9 protein-coding genes and 1 pseudogene are annotated in these 17758 nt (G+C 68.5%); all 10 read right to left on the bottom strand.

What is annotated here, in order from left to right; all coding sequences use genetic code 11:
- Positions 1-310: 310 nt before the first annotated feature.
- A pseudogene (locus tag ACVCMI_RS07345) lies at positions 311-736 on the bottom strand (two-partner secretion domain-containing protein); the annotation flags it as partial.
- A gap of 14 nt (positions 737-750) precedes the next feature.
- Positions 751-2520, bottom strand: coding sequence for a ShlB/FhaC/HecB family hemolysin secretion/activation protein (locus tag ACVCMI_RS07340; protein WP_447099477.1), 1770 nt, complete (start codon positions 2518-2520; stop codon positions 751-753).
- A gap of 243 nt (positions 2521-2763) precedes the next feature.
- Entirely contained in the window at positions 2764-3135 is a 372-nt protein-coding gene (locus tag ACVCMI_RS07335; RefSeq protein WP_395117324.1) for a hypothetical protein, read from the bottom strand.
- Positions 3132-7532 carry a protein kinase domain-containing protein gene (locus ACVCMI_RS07330; RefSeq protein WP_447099318.1) on the bottom strand — a complete coding sequence of 1467 codons (4401 nt, stop codon included), beginning with the start codon at positions 7530-7532 and terminating at the stop codon, positions 3132-3134. Before ACVCMI_RS07330 ends, ACVCMI_RS07335 begins: the two co-directional genes overlap by 4 nt.
- Positions 7533-7548: 16 nt before the next feature.
- Positions 7549-8265, bottom strand: coding sequence for a PP2C family protein-serine/threonine phosphatase (locus ACVCMI_RS07325; protein WP_395117320.1), 717 nt, complete (start codon positions 8263-8265; stop codon positions 7549-7551).
- Positions 8262-9833, bottom strand: a complete 1572-nt coding sequence (gene tagF / locus ACVCMI_RS07320) for a type VI secretion system-associated protein TagF (protein WP_447099319.1) — start codon at positions 9831-9833, stop codon at positions 8262-8264. Before tagF ends, ACVCMI_RS07325 begins: the two co-directional genes overlap by 4 nt.
- A 4-nt stretch (positions 9834-9837) precedes the next feature.
- Entirely contained in the window at positions 9838-13365 is a 3528-nt protein-coding gene (tssM, locus tag ACVCMI_RS07315) for a type VI secretion system membrane subunit TssM (protein WP_447099320.1), read from the bottom strand.
- A gap of 5 nt (positions 13366-13370) precedes the next feature.
- Positions 13371-14747 carry a type IVB secretion system protein IcmH/DotU gene (gene icmH / locus ACVCMI_RS07310; protein WP_447099321.1) on the bottom strand — a complete coding sequence of 459 codons (1377 nt, stop codon included), beginning with the start codon at positions 14745-14747 and terminating at the stop codon, positions 13371-13373.
- A 4-nt stretch (positions 14748-14751) separates the two neighbouring features.
- Positions 14752-16086, bottom strand: a complete 1335-nt coding sequence (tssK, locus tag ACVCMI_RS07305) for a type VI secretion system baseplate subunit TssK (protein ID WP_395117312.1) — start codon at positions 16084-16086, stop codon at positions 14752-14754.
- A gap of 201 nt (positions 16087-16287) precedes the next feature.
- The gene (gene tagH / locus ACVCMI_RS07300; protein WP_447099322.1) at positions 16288-17628 is read right to left on the bottom strand and encodes a type VI secretion system-associated FHA domain protein TagH; all 1341 of its coding nucleotides are present in this window, start codon (positions 17626-17628) and stop codon (positions 16288-16290) included.
- Positions 17629-17758 lie beyond the last annotated feature (130 nt).

The following is a 17758-nucleotide window of genomic DNA, read 5'->3' as shown; positions in this document are numbered from 1 at the left end:
GCTGCTTCAGTTCGCCGGTGATCTGGATGTTGATCAGGCCGTTGCCGTCGAAGTCGAGTACGGCGTGTTCGGCGCCGTCGAGGTTGATGCTGCCGTAGTTGGCCAGGATCACGCCGTCGTTGGCCACGCTGCCGCCGACCAGTGCGACGGAGCCGCCGCTGGCGGCCTGAATCAGACCGTGGTTGACGATGCCCGCGCCCGCGCCGACCGCGTTGAGGCTGTAGTTGCCGGCAAGGAAATCCTTCGGGGTGAGGTCCAGCGTGCTGGCCATCAGGCCGCCGACATTCATCTGTGCCGTGGCGCCGAAGATGATGCCGTGGGTGTTGATCAGGAAGACCTGGCCGTTGGAGTTGATCTTGCCGAAGATCTGGCTGGGGTTCTGATCGAGGATGCGGTTGAGCGCCACTGCCGAGCGGCCGGGCTGGTTGAACAGCACCGATTCGTTGGCCTTGAGGTTGAATGTCTCCCAGTTCAGCGCCAGTCGCTGCGAGATCTGGTTGATCACCGTCTCGTTGCCGTTCTGGGTGATGCTGCCGGTGCCGCCGACCACCGTGCCGCCGGTGGGGCCGCCGGCGAAGGCGTCAGGACTGACGGCGATCGAGCCGATCGCGAGCCCGATGCACAAGCTGATCGGCCAGGTCCTGTGCAGCGGCAGGCTGCCGGAGGGCAAGCGTGCGATCCGATCCACGGAAGCGCCGTTGCGCGATTCACGCCGGGTGCTGATGTGCTTGCTCATGTCGTCGTCATCCCTCAGAACGTGAAGCTGAAGCGGGTATAGATGTGGAAACCCTTGCCGTTGGACGCGTTCTGCGAACTGGTGGTCTTGGCCGCGTCGAAGTGCAGCTCGAATTGCTTGAATCGCGGCAGGCGGAAGATGAAGCCCGCACCGGCCCCGCTCAGCTCCGCGCTGTCCGGCGTGGTCATGCGGTTGGCGCCCGCCGAGTAGCCCCTGGCGTAGTCGTAGAACACCTCGAACTCCAGCAGCTCGCGCCACGGCCTACCGTAGAACGGCGACACCTTGTCGCCGAAACCGGGAGCATCGACGTGGTATTCCAGCGCGGTGTAGAAGCCGCGGTCGCGCAGTGCGTCGGCGATCGGGTAGGAGCGCACGCTGTCCGGGCCGCCCATCGCGAACTGCTCCAGCGGCACCAGCGCGTCGCGGGTGTACTGGCTGATGAACTTGAAGTTCAGGCGCTGCGACTTGGTCAGGAACTGCAACCGGGTGTAGGAGAGCTTCGCGACGAGGAAGCTGCGGTCATGCTGCGGGCTGATCAGGTCGGGCTCGCGCGAATCGTCCCTGATCGACTTGCGCAGGGCCACCTGCATGATGTCCACGCCGTGGAAGCGGCGATCGGTATGCAGCATGCCCCAGGTGGCTTCCGCCACCGTGAACTTCTCGTCGGACAGGTGGAAGCCCAGGCTGTCGAGCTGGGAGCGTTCCCTCAGCAGGTGCAGGGTGGCCACGTGCTGCAGGTCGTCACGATTGATGTACTTCCAGTCGAGGCCGCCGTAGTAGAGCGAGCTGGGGCCTTTCACGTCGAGCGCGGCGAAGGTGCCGGTATTGATCTGCAGCTCGTTGCGCGAGGCGCCGACCACCGCCGACAACCCCGGCGTGCTCGTGAACGGCACCCGGTAGGTCAGCGCACCGTAGATGTTGTCGTTGGGGTCGAGCGCGTAATCGACGTTGGCCGTGAAGGTGTCGCCCAGGTGCAGCGGATTGGCCCATTCCACGCCGGCCTGCACGCGGTACTTGCCGGTCAGGTCGGTGCCGTAGTTGTTGGCGCCGAGAGTGAACTGAACCGGCCGCTTCTCGTGGGCGATCATGATCAGGTCGGTGTCGCCGGTCTGCTCGCCGGGCTGGAAGGTCGAGGCCACGGTGACGCCGGGAAGGTCGCGCGCATACAGCAAGGCGGAATCGACGTCGCTCTTCAGCAGGGGCTTGCCGCGCAATTCCTGCGCCGCCGCCGAGATCACGTCCGGCCGATAGCGCTTGGTGCCCTTGACGATGATCTTGCCGATCTGCCCTTCCAGCACCTGGATGCCGACGACCTGGTCGGAGCCGATGGTCTGCGCCGGCAGGAACGCGTTGGAGACGATGAAGCCGGCGGTGCGATAACGCTCGGTGATCTTGTCGGCGACGCCCTGCATCTGGGCGAAGCTCAACTCGGCCGTGCCCGCGCCTGCGGCCAGCTCGCGGAACTGCGCATCGGCCAGTGCCTGGATGCTGGCCGGCGTGATGCCGAGTTGCGCATGGCTGCCGACGCCGCTGACGCGAAAGCCGCGTACCGCGACCGTCTGCACGGCCGCCGCATCGCGATCGCGTACCGGCGGAACGACGCCGCCCGGCGGCGGCGATGGCGTCGTCTGCGCGGGAGTCGAAGTGGGTGCGGGTGAAGACTGACCTGGCGCAGCCGTTGCTGCTTCCTGGGCGTGAACCACGCCGCCGGTGAATGCCAAGGCCGATGTCAACGCTGCGGCGAGACGGACAATTCGCACGATACACTCCCCCGGCTGCATCATCTTTCCATTGACGGCACGCCTGGACATCGAAGGCACGCCAGCTGCGAAATCGAAGCCCCCCACGGATCGGGCAATTGCTGCCCCCGGGCTTGGATCGTCCGATCAGGATACACCCTCGTCGCGCTGCGGAACCAGTCACCGCAGGCCTGCACGCGACGGTTTGGCGGGCGATTTTCCGCCCTCCGTCCCGCCCTCGTGACGCGCCGCAGCAGCCGATGCCGGAACCGGCAAGCCCGGCGCAAGCTAGCCGCGCAACAACCAGTAGGCGAGCGCACCCAACGCGATGACGAGCAGCAGCACGCCGCCCGCCACCGACTTCCAGCGCGTGGCCGGTCGCATCGCCAGCAGGCTGGTCAGGGCATGGCTGGCCGAGTCGGCGGAGGCATCGTCACGCGGTGCCGCCGGCGCCCTGCGCGGTCGCGGGGTGGTGGTGGCCGTCGGCGGCACCAGGGTGTTGCGGGCGGTGACCACCGCACTGGGGTCGTACAGGCTTTCCAGCAATCGCCGGCGACGCGCGCGATACTCGGCGCGGGTGATCCGGCCAAGACGATGGGCGTCGTCGAGCACACGCAGATCCTGGTTCACGGCACGCCCGCGTTCAGCGAAATCGATCATTTCACCTCCCTGAGGATGCGGAAGCCGACGTCGCGCTGCGGCGAGCCGCCATCGCTGCGCTGGGTGCCCACGCTGCAATCGGACCAATAGCTGGTGTAGCTGCCGCCGCGCACGGCCACGCTGCCACCGCTGACGACCCATTCCCAGGCGTTGCCGGTCATGTTGACCAGACCCCAGGGATTGCGCGAACGCCCGCGGGCGGAAACCAGCGCGCCGCTGCCGTCGCCGCCGCCAGCCGAAGGCGGCACGCAGTTGCTGTCCTCGGCCTGCTTGAAGCGGCCGCCGGCGCTGGCGGCATTGAGCCATTCGGCATCCGTCGGCAGGCGATAGCTGAAGCCGCTGACATCGCTGAGCCACCGCGCATAAGCCTGCGCCTGGCCGAGCGGGATGTTGGTGATCGGCGCATTGCCGAGATCCGGATCGCTGACCGACTTGGCTGCGCACTTGCCGGATGCGCGGCAGAACGCGTTGAACTCGTTGATCGATACCTCCGCACGCGACATCGCATACGGCCGTCCACCGCCCGCGCCAGGCACCACCACCATGAAGGGGCCATACGACGTCCCGAAGCTGTCGCGGCAGAACTTGCCGGTCCCGGCCATCCCGGCTTTGGCGCACGGATCGGGGCCGCTCGGCCCGCTCGGCACATTGGCGACCTTGCCCGGCTGCGCCGGTGTCGGTGCGCCGGGCCGGGGGATCGGCACGGGCCGCCCCGGCAGGGCGCCCTGCTCCGCGGCCGGCGTCGGCTCAACGGGCGTGGCGGGTGCGGGTGCCGGCGCCGGTGCCGCCGCGGCACTCGGCTTGACCCGGTCGAGTTGCTCCTCCAGCGTCTTGCCGGTCAGCTGGCCACGAATGCGCATGTCCGACTCGAGCGCGGCCAGCGCCTTCGGATCGTTGCGCCGCACGCTCGCCAGCTGCTGCTTCAACCGTGCGTAATCGGCCGTGCTGGTCGGCTGCCGGGCCGCGGCCATGATCGCCGCCACCACGTCGTAGCGTGCCTTCGCGCCACGCAACTGGGCATTGCCGCCGAGCACCTGCAGGCCTTGGCCAAGCACCTCGGCGGCCTTTTCGTAGCGCCCCTTCTGGAACGTTTCCTGGCCCAGGCGGAGATAGGCATCGGCCAGCAGCTTCGGACCCTCGTTCTGCAGGAACGGGTTGTCCGGCTGCAGCGCCTTGATCCGCGCCAGCGACTGACTCGCCTTGCCGACGTCCGCCGCGGCCGCCGCGCTGCGCATCGACTCGATGCGCGACTTCACTTCCGCATCCGCGCTGTCGCGCGCCGCCTTGGCCTGGAGGTCGGCCTGCAGCGCATCCAGCTTGGCACTCTCGGCCAGCAAGCGTGGCGACTTCGGCACATACTTCAGCCCGAAGTCCACCGCCAGGCGCGCCTGCGGCAGATGCTGCGGATCAGCCTGCGAGGCGGCCACGTCGGCAATCGAGGTGGCCAACGCACCGACCGTGCGGGTGGTTTCCGGCGAGGTATCGCCCTTGAGTGAGGCCATCGCGCTGGCCACGGCCTGCTGCCAGTCGGGCGTGAGCAACGGCTTGGCGGCGAGCCCGGCCAGGGTGGCGCGAGCAGCGGCAATGGCTTGCACCTGCTGTTGCTGCTGGCGCGCCTGCGCGGCGCTGCGGGCCGCACCGACCTCGGCCAGCACGGTGGCGTAGCCGGCTTCGGCCGGGTCCATTCGCTGACCGGCCTGGACGATGCGCTGGGCTTCATCGAGATCACCAGCGGCGATCCGCTCGCGCGCCAGCTTGATCAGGCTGGCATCGACGTTGCCGCGCACCTCGGCGTAAGCCGGTGCGCCGACACCCATCTGCTCGCGCGCGGTACCCAGCGCGCTGCTGACGTCCTGCAACCACACGGCCGTGCCCAGCGGCTTGGCCAGCAGGTCGTCGACGCGGCGCTTGGCCAGCGCATTGCGTTGGGCTTCGCTGGCGGCCTTCTGCGCCAGCTGGTTCTGCTGCTCCAGCAGTTTCTGGCGAGTCGAGGACAGATCGGCATCGCCGGGAAACAGGTTGACGCCGAAACCGGCGATGGCGATGGCGCCGTCGAGATCGCCGGCGCCCTGGCGTTCGGTGGCCTGGGCGGCCAGCGCCTGCTTGAGGCGCTCGGCCTGCGCCGGCAGGCGGGCGTCGTCGGCCAGCAGCTTGGCGGCGCCCTGGTAGGCAGTGGCGGCGCGGTTGCGCCAGTCGTCGCTGTTGTCGGGATGATCGAGCAGGCCACTGAGCGAGAGCAGGCTCTGCTCGCGCTGCTGCTGCAACTGCGCGGCCTGCTGTTGCGCCAGTTGCTGCGCGGCGAGCGCCTTGCCCAGCTCATCCAGTTGCGCGCCGCGCTGCTTGATCCGCGTGGAATCGGGGAACAGGCGGCTGGCCAGCTTGAATTCGGTCGCGGCCTGGTCGACCTGCCCGGCATCCAGCGACTTGCCGATCGCCGCGTCGTACTTGAGTTCCAGCTCGGTGTTCTTCAGCAGCGCGCTGGTCGGGTCGATGGCGCGGATCTTGTCCAGCGTGGCGACCACGTTGTCCGGCTGGTTCTCGAAGATCGCCCCGGCACCGATCTGCTGGCTGAGTTGTGTGTCGAGCGCGTTGAGCAGGTCGTTGCGCTGCTTCTCGATCTCGCTGCGCTTGATGTCCAGCGCGGGCGAATACAGTTTCAGGTCGTCGCGCAGCGTGAACACCTTCTGCGTACCGGCGTAGTCGTAGCGACCCTCGGTCGGGTTCCAGTACGCGTCGATCCGACTGAGCAGGAACTTCTGGATCAGGTCGCTCTGGTCGACCACGATGCGCTTGCGGTCGTCGTCGCTGAGCGTGTCCAGTGCCTGCAGCGCCTGCGACTCGCTGGCGTAGCGATCCGGCCGGGTCAACGTGAAACGCTGGATCACTTCGTTGACGTGATGGTCGTGGCGCCAGGTGACCCAGCCCCACACGCCGCCGGCGACGATCAGCACCGCCGGCACGCCGTAGATCAGGAACGGCAGCGCGCGCTCGCGCAAGCCCACGTCGCGCAGGCCGTCCACCAGCTCGGTGGCGCTCTTCAGGCGGTCCTCGGCGCGGAACGCCACGCTGGCGCACAGCGTCTTGTACTGCTGCTTGGTCAGGCCCTTCACCGGCGGCGGCTTGCGCCCTTCGCGCATCGCCACCTCGGCACTGACCTTGCCGTAGGGATGGGTGCCGGTAAGCAGTTCGAACGCCACGCAGCCGAGCGCGTAGACATCGTCGCTGGGTACCGGGTCCTTGCCCTGGATCATCTCCAGGCTGGCGTAGGCCGGGGTCAGCGCGCCGAGCGTGCCGGCGTCGAACACGGTCTGCTCGCCCACCGCATCGCCCATGTGCTTGCCAGCGCGGGCGATGCCGAAGTCGAACACCTTGGGCACGCCCTCGCGGGTGACCATCACGTTGGCGGGCTTGAAATCCGAATGCACCACGCCGGCCGCATGCGCGCGACTGAGCGCGCGGGCCATGCCTTCGATCAGCGGGCGCGCCTGCTCCAGCGGCATGCCGTTGTAGGCCTTTTCGCGGATCAGTTGCTTGAGGTCGGAGCCGTCGACGTACTCCATCGTCATGAAGACGATGGTGCGATCCTTGTCGAAATCGTAGACGCGCACGATGTTGTCGTGCGCCAGCTGCTGCGAGCGGCGCGACTCGCGCTGCAGCGAGATCAGCGAATCGGGGTGACGGCGGAACTCGTCGTTCAGCACCTTGACCGCGACGTACGGATCGCGATCGCGCGCCTCCACCTTGCGTTCGTCGCGCGCCTTGTACACCACGCCCATGCCGCCGCGACCGATCTCGCGTTCGAGATAGAAGCGACCCTTGAGCAGCGAGCCGACCGCGACGAAATCGGCGGCCTCCGCATCGCCGATGTGCTGCCAACTGGACTGGCTGCCCATGCTGGAGCTGGTGCCGGTCATGCCCTGACGCGTGCCCTGGGTGCCGGTATGGCTGGTGATCTGTCCCTCGCGCGGCGGCAGCGGCGCGCTGGACACCGGTTTGACGATGGTGGCCTCGTCGGTCGGCGGCTGCGGTGGCCGCGAGGCCGGCTTGACCACGGTGGCCTCGTCCAGCGGCGGCGCCGGCGGGCGCGAGGGCGGCGCCACGCGGGTGGCCTCGTCGTCCGCGGACGGCGGTGGCGGTCGCCGGGTGGTCGGCTTGACCATGGTGACGTCTTCGTCCGGGCTCGCCGGGCCCGGCTGCAGTGTCGCCAGTTTGGCCAGCAAGGCCTTGGCGATCAGCGGATCGATCCGGCCCGCCGCCTGCTCCTGGCCGATCCATTCGACGCCGGCACGATGCTCGTCGGCGGACAACGACGGCAGCGCGCCCAGCGCTTCGAACAGCGCGGGCAGCTTGATTTTTTCGGCCTGGTAGGCGCTGACCAGTTCGGCAATGGAATTCATGGATTGGTTGCTGTCTTCATGCTTGCAGGCCGACGACGACGGCCGAAATGTTGTCGCGCCCGGCGCGGCCCATGGCCAGCTCGAACAGGCTCTCGACCAGATCCTGGGGCTGCGGATGCACGCGGCACTGTTCGTGAAGCTCGCTGTCGGACATCTCCTTGTTGATGCCGTCGGAGCAAAGCACGAACGTGGTGCCGGGCTGGCTGCCCGCCACCACCCAGTCGACGAACAACTGGTCCTCGGCACCCACGGCGCGGGTCAGCACGCCCGAACCGGCAGCCGGCGGCGGTGCGGCACCAAAATGAGTGACGTCGACGTCGCCGCCATGCACGTGGTCGCGGGTGATCTGGCGCAGGCGGTCGTTCTCGTAGCAATAGGCGCGGCTGTCGCCGACCCAGCCGCACAGCGTGAAATCGGTGTCGCGCACCAGCACCACCACGGTCGAGCCGATCAGGTCGACGCCGCGTGAGGCCGCGGTCTGCAGCAGCTCCGCATTGATCCCGACCAGCGTGTCCTCGATCGACTCGATGAAATCGAACACGCTGCCGGCACGCGGCAACGCGCCGAGGCGTTCGACGATCATGTTGCTGGCGTAGTCGCCGGCAGCGTGCCCGCCCAACCCGTCGGCCACCACCCACAGGCCGACTTCATCGCGCACCAGGATCGCGTCCTCGTTGTGCTTGCGCACCTTGCCGGTCACCGTGCGGCCGGCGGAAACATAACGGGTGGTCATGCGTGCACCTCAATGACCGCCAACGGCCAGTGGTCGGGACTGGCGCCCAGTCCGGCAGCCGCCGCGATGCGTGCGCGCGCATCGCAGCAGGTGCCTGCGGCCAGGCTGCGCGCCAGCAAGTCCGGCGGCAGCTGCAGCAAGGGGTGCGAGGCCATCAGCAGCAGCCGGTCGCCGGCCTGCAGCGCGCAGCTGACTTCGCCGCAAGTCGGCTGCGCGGTCGCGCCCAGGCCGGGCGCAGCCAGCGACACGGGACTGAACAGCAGGTCGTCGAGGTCGTCGCTGCTGTTGCTCGCGCTGGCGGCCGGTGGCGCATCGCTGCGCGCGAAGAACGGTTGCAGCCGGCCGTGCCGCCAATGCCAGCCTGCCGCCGCGCCGATACGCAGCAATGCGGCCTGGCCGTCGGCCACGTGCGCGGCGATCACCGCGCAATCCTCCGGCACCGGGTCGACGAGATCCTCGCCGAACTGCCGCAGTTGCGGGTTCAACGCCATGATGCGCGTGCGCAGCACCTGCATGCCGCCGATCAGTTCGGCGCCGAGCATGTCGCCGGCAATCGCCGCCACTGCCGCCACGGCCTGCTGGCGCGGATCGGCCACGCCGACCTCGGCGGCGACCAGGCTCAGGCCGACCTCCGGCCGTTGCAGCACGGCGAGGGCGGCGACCGGCGTGTTCGCTGCCGCGGCGACATCCGCCGCGAGGGTCACGTCGCCGAGCGGCATGGCCGTGGATGCGGCGGGCGAGCTGCCGCCCAGGTCGGCAAGCAGGTCGAGATCGTCCGGCAGCCAGGAGTTGATGGAGGCCACCGGTGGTGGCGCGTCCATCGTCAGTGGCGCGGTTGCGCGCGGAGTTGCAAGCTCGAAGCTGCCCAGCGTCTGCCACGCGGCCGTGCCCTGCCCGGCGTCGAGCAAGCCGGCGTAAGCCTCGGCGCCGGGCAAGCCATCGGTCGCCAGCACACTGGCCGGGACGCGCCCCGCGCCATCGGTCCACCACAGACACCAGCGCCCGGGGACGGCGCCGAGGCGCTTCCACAGATCAGCCAAGGCTGTCGCACCGCCATGCGCAGGCAACGGCAGGCGCCAGTGGCTGGCCGCTGTCCAGTCCACCTCACGCCACGGATCGGGCCGCGTCTGGCCGGCATCGAGCGGGCTGCCCAGGGCCGCGACCTGCGCGTCGAAGTCGTCCACGCCGATGCCCGCATCGGCCTGCGCCGCGCGGTGCAACTGCTCGGCGCGTTCGAACCATTCCGCGCCATCGCCGATGGCTGCAGCAACGTCGGAGAGCGGCGCAGCGATCACCATCGGAAAACAGCGACCCACGCGATCGGCGCCCGGCCCCATGACGCCAACCCACGCCGCCTCGCCGCATACGCCCGGCGCGAGTGCGAAACGCCACGCCGGGCTGGCGTGGAACGCCTCGTGCCAGGTATCGCCCAACGCGTCGCGGCTGTGCGCCACGGCTGTCTCGAAGTGCCGGTCCCAGGCATCGACGAAGCTGGCCGGCAGCCGTCGCTGCACGAAGTCTCCCGCGCAGGGCAGCTTGCCGAAGAAGCCTGCGGCCGCGGACGGCACGCGCTCAGCCTCCGCACCGGAAGCTGGACAGGGCGTTGCTGAGGAACGGATTCTTCAGGTTGTTGGCTTGCAGCGTCACCTTCGCCACGTGGCCGCCGAAATTGAAACTGGCCACGAAGCGCAGGTCGGACTGCTTCTGCAGGTTGGCCGCCTGCAGTGCGCGGAAGAACGCCCAGTCGCCGCGATAGTCGAACGTGGTGAGCAGGTTGCCGGCGGTGTCGTAGGCGGAGATGGAGACGCGGCCCGGCTGCGGTCCGGGCCATTTCATGCTGACGTTGGTCGCGCCACCCGGCTGGTATTCGTATTTCTGCCCGTCGACGTCGATCACCAGCTTGCCGATGCCGGCATCAAGCACCGGCGTGAGCCAGGTGAAATCGACTTCCGGCAGGTTGCCGCTGCGGAAGAACATCTGCTTGATCCGGTCGGCGCCCTGCAACTGACCCAGCATTCCGGCCGAGCCGCTGATCGCGCCGGGCCCGGTCTTCCATTGCCAGTTGCGGCCACTGGCGTCGATCAGCTTGCCGGCGGTCTGGTTGTAGAAGCTGTCGAAGCGACCGCCATAGCCGAACAGCTCGCCGAAGTTCTGCAGCGGGATGTCGTTGTTGCTCGACGGCGAGAACGGGTAGCGTCCGCGGGTGAAGTCGGCGCAGTCCTTGCCGACGGCCTGCTGGTACTGGTCGTCCAGCGCGCTCTTGGTGCCGCTGGCCACCAGCGCCTGGCTCTTGCCGGTGAGTGCGGCAAACCAGTTGGAGGCCGGCGGCGGGAGTTGCGCCGCAGCCTGCTGGGCCAGCAGCAACTGCGGGTTGGGCTGGCCGGCCGCGTTGCTGAAATCGCCCATGGTCAGCAAGGTCTTGCTGAGGTCGTCCAGCGTCTTCAGGGTCTGGTCGATCGGCTGCGCGCCGGGCGCGCCCTCGGTGAGCTTGTCGATCTCGGCGAAATGGTCACTGATGACCTTGCCCGGTTTCTCGCTGGCTGCATCGCCACCCGCCGCACCGGTGGCCCCGGCCTGCGCCAGCGCCCGCGCCAGCGCAGTTTGCGTGGCACGCTTTTGCGCCAGCTTCTTGGCCACGTCCTCGGCCTTGTCGGCGGCATCGCCGGGCGGCGCGCGCATCAGGTCGCTGGTGTTGTCGCGCACCACCTTGAGCAGCAGCTTCAGCGGCGAGTTGGGGCCGGCCAGCTTGGCGGCGATGGCGCTGGCGTCCTGGATGTTGTTGATCGGCTGCAGTTGCAGGTCGGCGAGAACATCGTCCCAGGCCTTGATGTAGTCCTGCTCGTAAAGCCCGAGCACCTGTTGCGCGAGCTGAGCCTTCTGCACCGCGTCGATCTTGGTGGCGCCGAAGACCCAGTCGTCCGCGGCGAACTGCGCCACCGACTGTTCGATGCCCTTGTCCACCTCATGCTTGAACACCGGCTGGGTGAACAACGCCGGGATCGGATCGGACAGCGGTTTGCCGCTGCGCCGCTGGTACACGTTGCCGAGCAGGCCCAGTTCCTTGTCCAGCCGCAGCGGCGGGTAGTTGCCGCTGCCGGCGGTGAGCTTGAGGTTTCCGTAGATCAGCGTGGCAAGGTCCGCGGTGCGCAGCGTGCTGCGCGCCTGCTCGACCAGGTTGTCGTCCAGGCTCAGCGGGCGCAGGCGCCCCTCGTGCGCGACCAGTGCGTCGAAGTGCTTGCTCAGCGCCTTCTGCAGCACCGGGTCGTTCGGAAACAGGCGCTGCCACTCGACCCCGGCCAGCGCCACGATCTGGTCGTGGTCCAGATGCTTGGGCTCGCCCAGCATCAGGTAACCCTTCAGGTAGTAATAAAGCATCTGCGGGTCGCCGGCGTTGGCGGCCAGCCCGGCGCGGAACTGCGAGGCCACGCCGGGCAGCAGGATCGCGTTGAGCTCGCGGTAGTACGCATCGCGCACCTCGTCGCCCACCGCGTTGCCCTGGTACAGGCCCAGGCGCATCGACAGCGGCACGTCGCCCTGGTGCTGGTCGGCCACGTCGACCGCCGCGGACAGCGCTTCCAGCCGCTCCAGCACCAGCGCGAAATACGCCTGCTGGTTCGGCGCCAGCGAGAGATCGCTCTGCGCCGGATACTTGGCCAGCGCCGTGTGCACGTCGGCCAGATAATTGCCGTTGCGCCGATAGCTGGTGGCCAGGCCGAACACCAGCAGGCCGCAGGCCAGCAGCACGCCGATGTAGCAGGCCGCCTGCAGCAGCACCTTCTGGCGCTCCAGCTTGGGATCGGTGCCGGCGAAGCCCGATTCGCGGAACAGCACGTCCTTGAGCAGACGCTCGACGAAGAAAGTGCGGCTCTGCGCGCCGGGCACGTGCAGGCGCGAGGCGTCCAGCCCGAAGGTGCGCGCCACCGCGCCCATCATGCGGTCGATCGGCGTGCCTTCCTGCGTGCCGGAGGTGAAATACGCGCCACGCAGCAGCAGCGGCGCGTCGTACTGATGGCCCGTGAACACGCCTTCGACGAACTGCCGGGTGATCTCGCGCAAGGCGCCCAGCTGCTGCGGAAACGACAGGATCGCCGCGCGCCGCTGGCGGTCGCGCTCGCGATGCAGGCGATCGAGGATGCGCGTGTTGAGCCGCTCCAGCAGCAGGTTGAACTCCGCCAGGAACTGTTTGGCCGCGGTGCCGGCCATGGTCTGGTCGACCGGGAACGACATGCCCCAGACCTGGCTGCGCAGCTCCGGCGTGAGGTCGTCGAAGAACTCGGTGAAGCCGGCCACCAGGTCGCACTTGGTGAACACCAGGTAGGCCGGCACCCCGATGCGCAGGTGCTTGGCCAGCTCGTCCAGCCGCTGCCGCACCGCCATGATGTGCTGCTGCCGCCCGGCCTCATCCAGGGTGAGCAGGTCCGACAGGCTCATCGCCACGATCACGCCGTTGATCGGCCGCCGCTTGCGGTACTTGCGCAGCAGGTTGAGGAACTCCGTCCACGCCGACGCATCCGCGCCGCGGTCGGAGTCCTGGGTGGTGTAGCGTCCGGCGGTATCCAGGAACACCGCCTCGTCGGTGAACCACCAGTCGCAGTTGCGGGTGCCGCCGACGCCGCGGATCGCTTCCTTGCCGAACTTGTTCGACAGCGGGAAGTTGAGGCCGGAGTTCTGCAGCAGGGTGCTCTTGCCCGAACCCGGCGGGCCGATCACCACGTACCAGGGCAGCGCGTACAGGTTGGTGCCGCCGCTGCGGTTCTTGCGCAAGGTGTCCACCGCTTCCTGGAAGCGCCCCTGCAATTGCGCGCGTTCGTTGGCGGCGCGATCGTCGATGCCCGCAGTCGCCGGCGCACCCTGCTCGCTGAGGTCACTGGCCATCTGCCGCGCCTTGCCGCGCACGCGCATCTGCCGCACCTGCAGCCACACCGCCCAGATCACCACGATCACCAGGATCACCAGCAGCCGCACGACCTGGCTTTCCAGCGGATGCGACTCGCCGAAACCGAGGTAGGGGCCGCCGAACCAGATCAGCAAACCCAGCAGCAGCAGGCCGACGAGGGTGATGAACAGGCGGGATTTGAACAGCGCAAGAAGCTTGCCCACGATGTTCAGTCCTCCGGGCTGTAGAGAATTTCGACGCGACGGTTGCGCGCCCGGTTGGCTGGCAGGTCCGGCGGCAGCGCGATCGGCTGCGACGAACCGGCACCGCTGGATTCGAGCCGCCCGGCGTTGTCGATGCCCTCGCTGAGGATCTGCACCACGGAACGCGCGCGCGCCGCCGACAACGCGTAGTTGTCCTTGAACTTCAGCGAGTGAACCGGCTGGTCGTCGGTATGGCCAACCACCACCACCCGGCCCGGTACCTGGTTCAGCGCCGCGGTGATCGCGTGCAGCATCGGGATCTGCCGCGCTGTAACCTCGGTACCGCCGGAGGCGAACATCGCCGGTGCATCGAGCCGCACCAGCGCCGAGCCGTCGGGCTTCTCCTCCACGGTCAGCGCGCCGGCCTGCTCCTGCGGCGCCAGCAGCTGCTTGAGACTCTTGCGCTCGACCTTGGGCTGGGTCTGGCGCAGCCGCGACTCGTCCGGCGGCACCGCGCTGCGCAAGCCGATCTGCGCCACCTGCGCGCTGACCGGCGAGGACAACTCGTTCAGGCGGGTGTAGAAGTACAGGAACGCGCCCAGCAGGATGCAGGCGCCGGCCGCCACGATCACCCACAGCGGCACGTAACGCACCAGCGGGTTGCGCCGGTCCTCGATGCCCTTCCAGTGCGGTGCCAGTTCGTCCGCCGCCGGCGGACGCTGCGCCTTGATGCGCCGGTAGAGCTCCTCCTGGATGTCGGCCAGCTTGGCGCGGCCGTCGGCCTCGATCTGGTAACGCCCGCCGAAACCGAGCGTGAGGCAGATGTACATCAGTTCGATCAGGTCGATGTGGCGCGAGAAATCCGCGCACAGGCGATCCAGGATCAGGAAGAACTTCTCGCCACCGTACGATTCGCCGTGGAAGGCCACCAGCAGCGTCTTGGCCGCCCAGCCGCTCTGCCCGCCCCACGGCGTGTTCATCACCGCCTCGTCGAGCGTGGTGCACAGCACGTAACGCGCGGCGGTGATGGTTTGCGCCGCAATGCCGGCGGCTTGCGCGTTGCTCTCGAACTGGCGCACCTGGGCGATGACCTGCTCGCGCAGGCGCGCCGCATCGGGCTGTGACGCGCTGTTGCGCAACTGCACCGACAACAGCAGCAAGGGGCTGGCCGCCTGAACCAGGGTATTGAGCCCGGCCCCCAGGAAATCGCCGATTGCAGCCGCGGGAACCTGCACGTGACCCGCCGCCGGCCGTGCCGGCGCGGCAGTCGGCCGGGTAGCGGGAGGCGCTGCGGGAACAGGAGCGGGCGCGGGGGTCGGCGCAGCCGGTGCAGGTGCGCCGCGCGGGCGGACTATGGTCCGGTCCTGCTGCGGATCGTCGTCGTGGGGACCATTGCTGCTCATGCGCTCAACCTCGGATCGCCCAGAGTTGCAGGTCGAGACCGGCGAACTCGCCGCCAAAATGGAACGCGATGCCGCCCGACGTCTTCAGGCTCCGCCACATCGGCGAATTCTTGTCGAACTCGAAATACAGGTAGCCGGAGTTGTACGGAATCTGCCGCGGCGCCACCGGCATCGGCGCCACCGGGATGCCCGGCAGCTGCAGGTTCACCAGGTCGCGGATCTTCTCCACCGGACCGATCTTCGACTGCGCCGGCAGCTGGCGGCGCAAGTCTTCGGACTTCAGGTCCGCCTTCGCCGCCAGCACGAAGGCTGCGGTATCGATCAGGCTCAGGTCCGGCACCACCGCCACCCACACGCCGAACTTGCGCTGCTGCATCGGGATCGGGATCGCAGTCTGCTCCATCACCGCGCTGAGGCTGGTGCGCAGCGCCGCGATCAGCGGCTCGAAGCTCGCGTACAGCGCCTCATGGCGGTACGCCGGAAATGCCGGTGGACGCTTGCCGGCAGCAGTGAAAGTGGCCAGCTCGCCGGCCATCTCGGCCAGCACCCGGTAGAAATCCTCCGGATGCAGGATCGGCGCGGCACAGAGGTGCGCGATCAGCGGCTGATAGCGGTTGACCACCTGCAGCAGCAGGAAGTCGGCGATCTCGGCGGCGCCGCCGCGATCGGTGACCGCCACGCGGCTGGCCAGCGCCTCGCCGCGCTGGTGCAGCAGGCCCAGCAGTTCGGACAGAAACGTGCTCAACCGCGACGCGGCCTGGCAGCTCAGCACCGTCGGCATGAACGCCTCTTCCAGGATCACCCGCCGATCGGAGCGGCATTCGACGATGCGCGCCACCGGAATCTGCGCCAGCCCTTCGAGCGGTTGCGACTGCGGCAACAGCCGGCTGTTGAGCCCGCCCACCTCCAGCACGGTGAGCCCGTCGACGCTGCCGGAGGCGTCGCGCACCTCGGTCTCGCGCACACGATAACGGAACAGCTTTTCCGCCGGCGCCTCGGGCCGGCCGCTGTCCGGCTGCGCCGGCGAGCGCAGCGGCAGGGTCAGGAAGACGGTCTGGTCGCGCCAGTTGTCGTTGACGTCCAGCGCCAGCGGCAGCGGATCGTCGCCGGGCATGTCGAACGGCGTGCCATCGGGAAACACACCACGCGCGCGCTTGATGCCGAGCTTGCCGATCGCCAGCAGGTCGGTTTCCAGCTCCAGTTCGGAGAAGCCCCAGGTGTAAGGACGCAGGCTGCCGGCGCGCAGTTCGACGAAACGCTCCAGGTAACGCTCCTGCTGCTGCAGGTGCTGCGGGCGCAGGAACAGCCCCTCACTCCACACAACCTTGTTGTTTTCCATGCGTCGCGCTGCCCCTGTCAGAAGTTCCCCCGGCTGCGCTGCCGGGATATGCCGCGTCGACCCGCTGTCGCCGACCGATGCTGCATGGAAAAACATCCGCGTCCGTGGCGCCCCCGGCGCCCGGAAATCCGTCGAGAAAGAGCAGCCCTGCCCTTCCTGCACCCCATCGAACGCGGCGCGTCCGCAATCGCCATGTACCCGCTAGCGATGCGTTGCCTGCCGCATTCTCCGCGCCGATTTCAGGCGTGACAACTGTTCTTCGTACGCACGCGCGAACTCGTCGCCGAACAGGCGCCGGAAACAATCGTCCGGGTCCTTGTTCAAGCCTTCGAAATGCTCGCGATATCTTTCCCAGTACTTGCCCTTGCCGGCGAACGCCGAACGCTTGGAGCCGCCATCGGCCTCCTGCTCGAAGCGATCCGGGTTGAAATGCACCAGCAACGACTCGAATGCCGCCCGCACGCCTGCCAGCATCGCCATCTGGTGACAGCGGATGTCGTCGAAGGCATCCTCGAACGCCGCGGTGCCGGACATGAAGGCGCCGCCGCTGGGCGCCATGATCTTCTGCAGCGCCTCCTCCGGGTTGGGCGCGAACTTCAGCGGGTTGTTCTCCGAGCGCTGGATGATGGTGACCGGCAGCCGGAACGTGTTCTTGATCTCGGCGCGCGCACGCAGCACGTCCATCACGCCGTCGACCACGACGCGGAAGATCTCGTCCACGCCGGTCGGCAAGGCGTGCGGCCCGGTGGCCTCGGCGCGATCGACCGCGGCCATCGGCATCGGCGCGGCGGGCATCACGCGCGGCGCCGCGGCGACCGGCGCCGCCGCCACAGGCGGCACCGGCGCGGAGAAGTCGCCCATGGTCAGGTCCCAGTTCTCCGGGAGCTGGTTGGCCTGCCGCTGCTCGTTGGTCATCGGCGGGTGGAAATGATCCTGCGTGCTGGCGGTGTGGTTCCAGCTGGCGCTGGCATTGCCGGTGGTGGCACCGGACAGCAGTTCGGAAGCGGGATCGCCCGGGCCGAGGAAACTCAACGGGTCCAGCGCACCACCGACACCGACCGCACCGGGGATCAGGTCGGCATCGGCCGGAATCGTGTTCGGCGAGGGCTGCGGCGGCAGCGACGCCATCGGCGAAGACAGCCCGAAATCCAGCGGGTCGATGTCGGCACCGATCGCGGCGGAGGTCGGCGGCGCCAGCAGGTCGGGCGGCGGGATCGTGGCGCCGGCATCGCCCAGGTGCACTTCCACCTCGAAGGTGTCGATCAGCAGGCGATCGCCGTCGGTCAGCGCGGAGGGTTCGCCCTTCACCAGCGGCGCACCGTTGAGCAACATGCCGTTGGTGCTGCGATCCTCGATGAAGTAGATGCCGTTGAGGTAGCGCACCATCGCGTGCACGCGCGACACGCCCGAGGCGCCGAGCACCCAGTCGCAATCCTCGGAACGACCGATGCTGCCGCCGACGCCCGCGAACGTCCCGCTGCTGCGGCTGCCGAATTGGGCAGCCTGATGACCGGCAACGGCGAGGATCAGGCTCTGCGACATCGGTTTGCTCGAGTGTTCCCTGGTCAAGGTGAATCAGCCGGCGCCGCGCACGATGGATTCCATCCACGTCCCGACCGGGCTCGCCGTCCGGCCTGGCTGCTGACTGTTCGCGAAAAACCGCGGCTCCGTG

The sequence above is a fragment of the Rhodanobacter sp. UC4448_H15 genome (assembly GCF_052978265.1).
The sequence above is the reverse complement of the archived record's forward strand: the minus strand, read 5'-3'. Positions and strand labels throughout refer to the sequence as shown.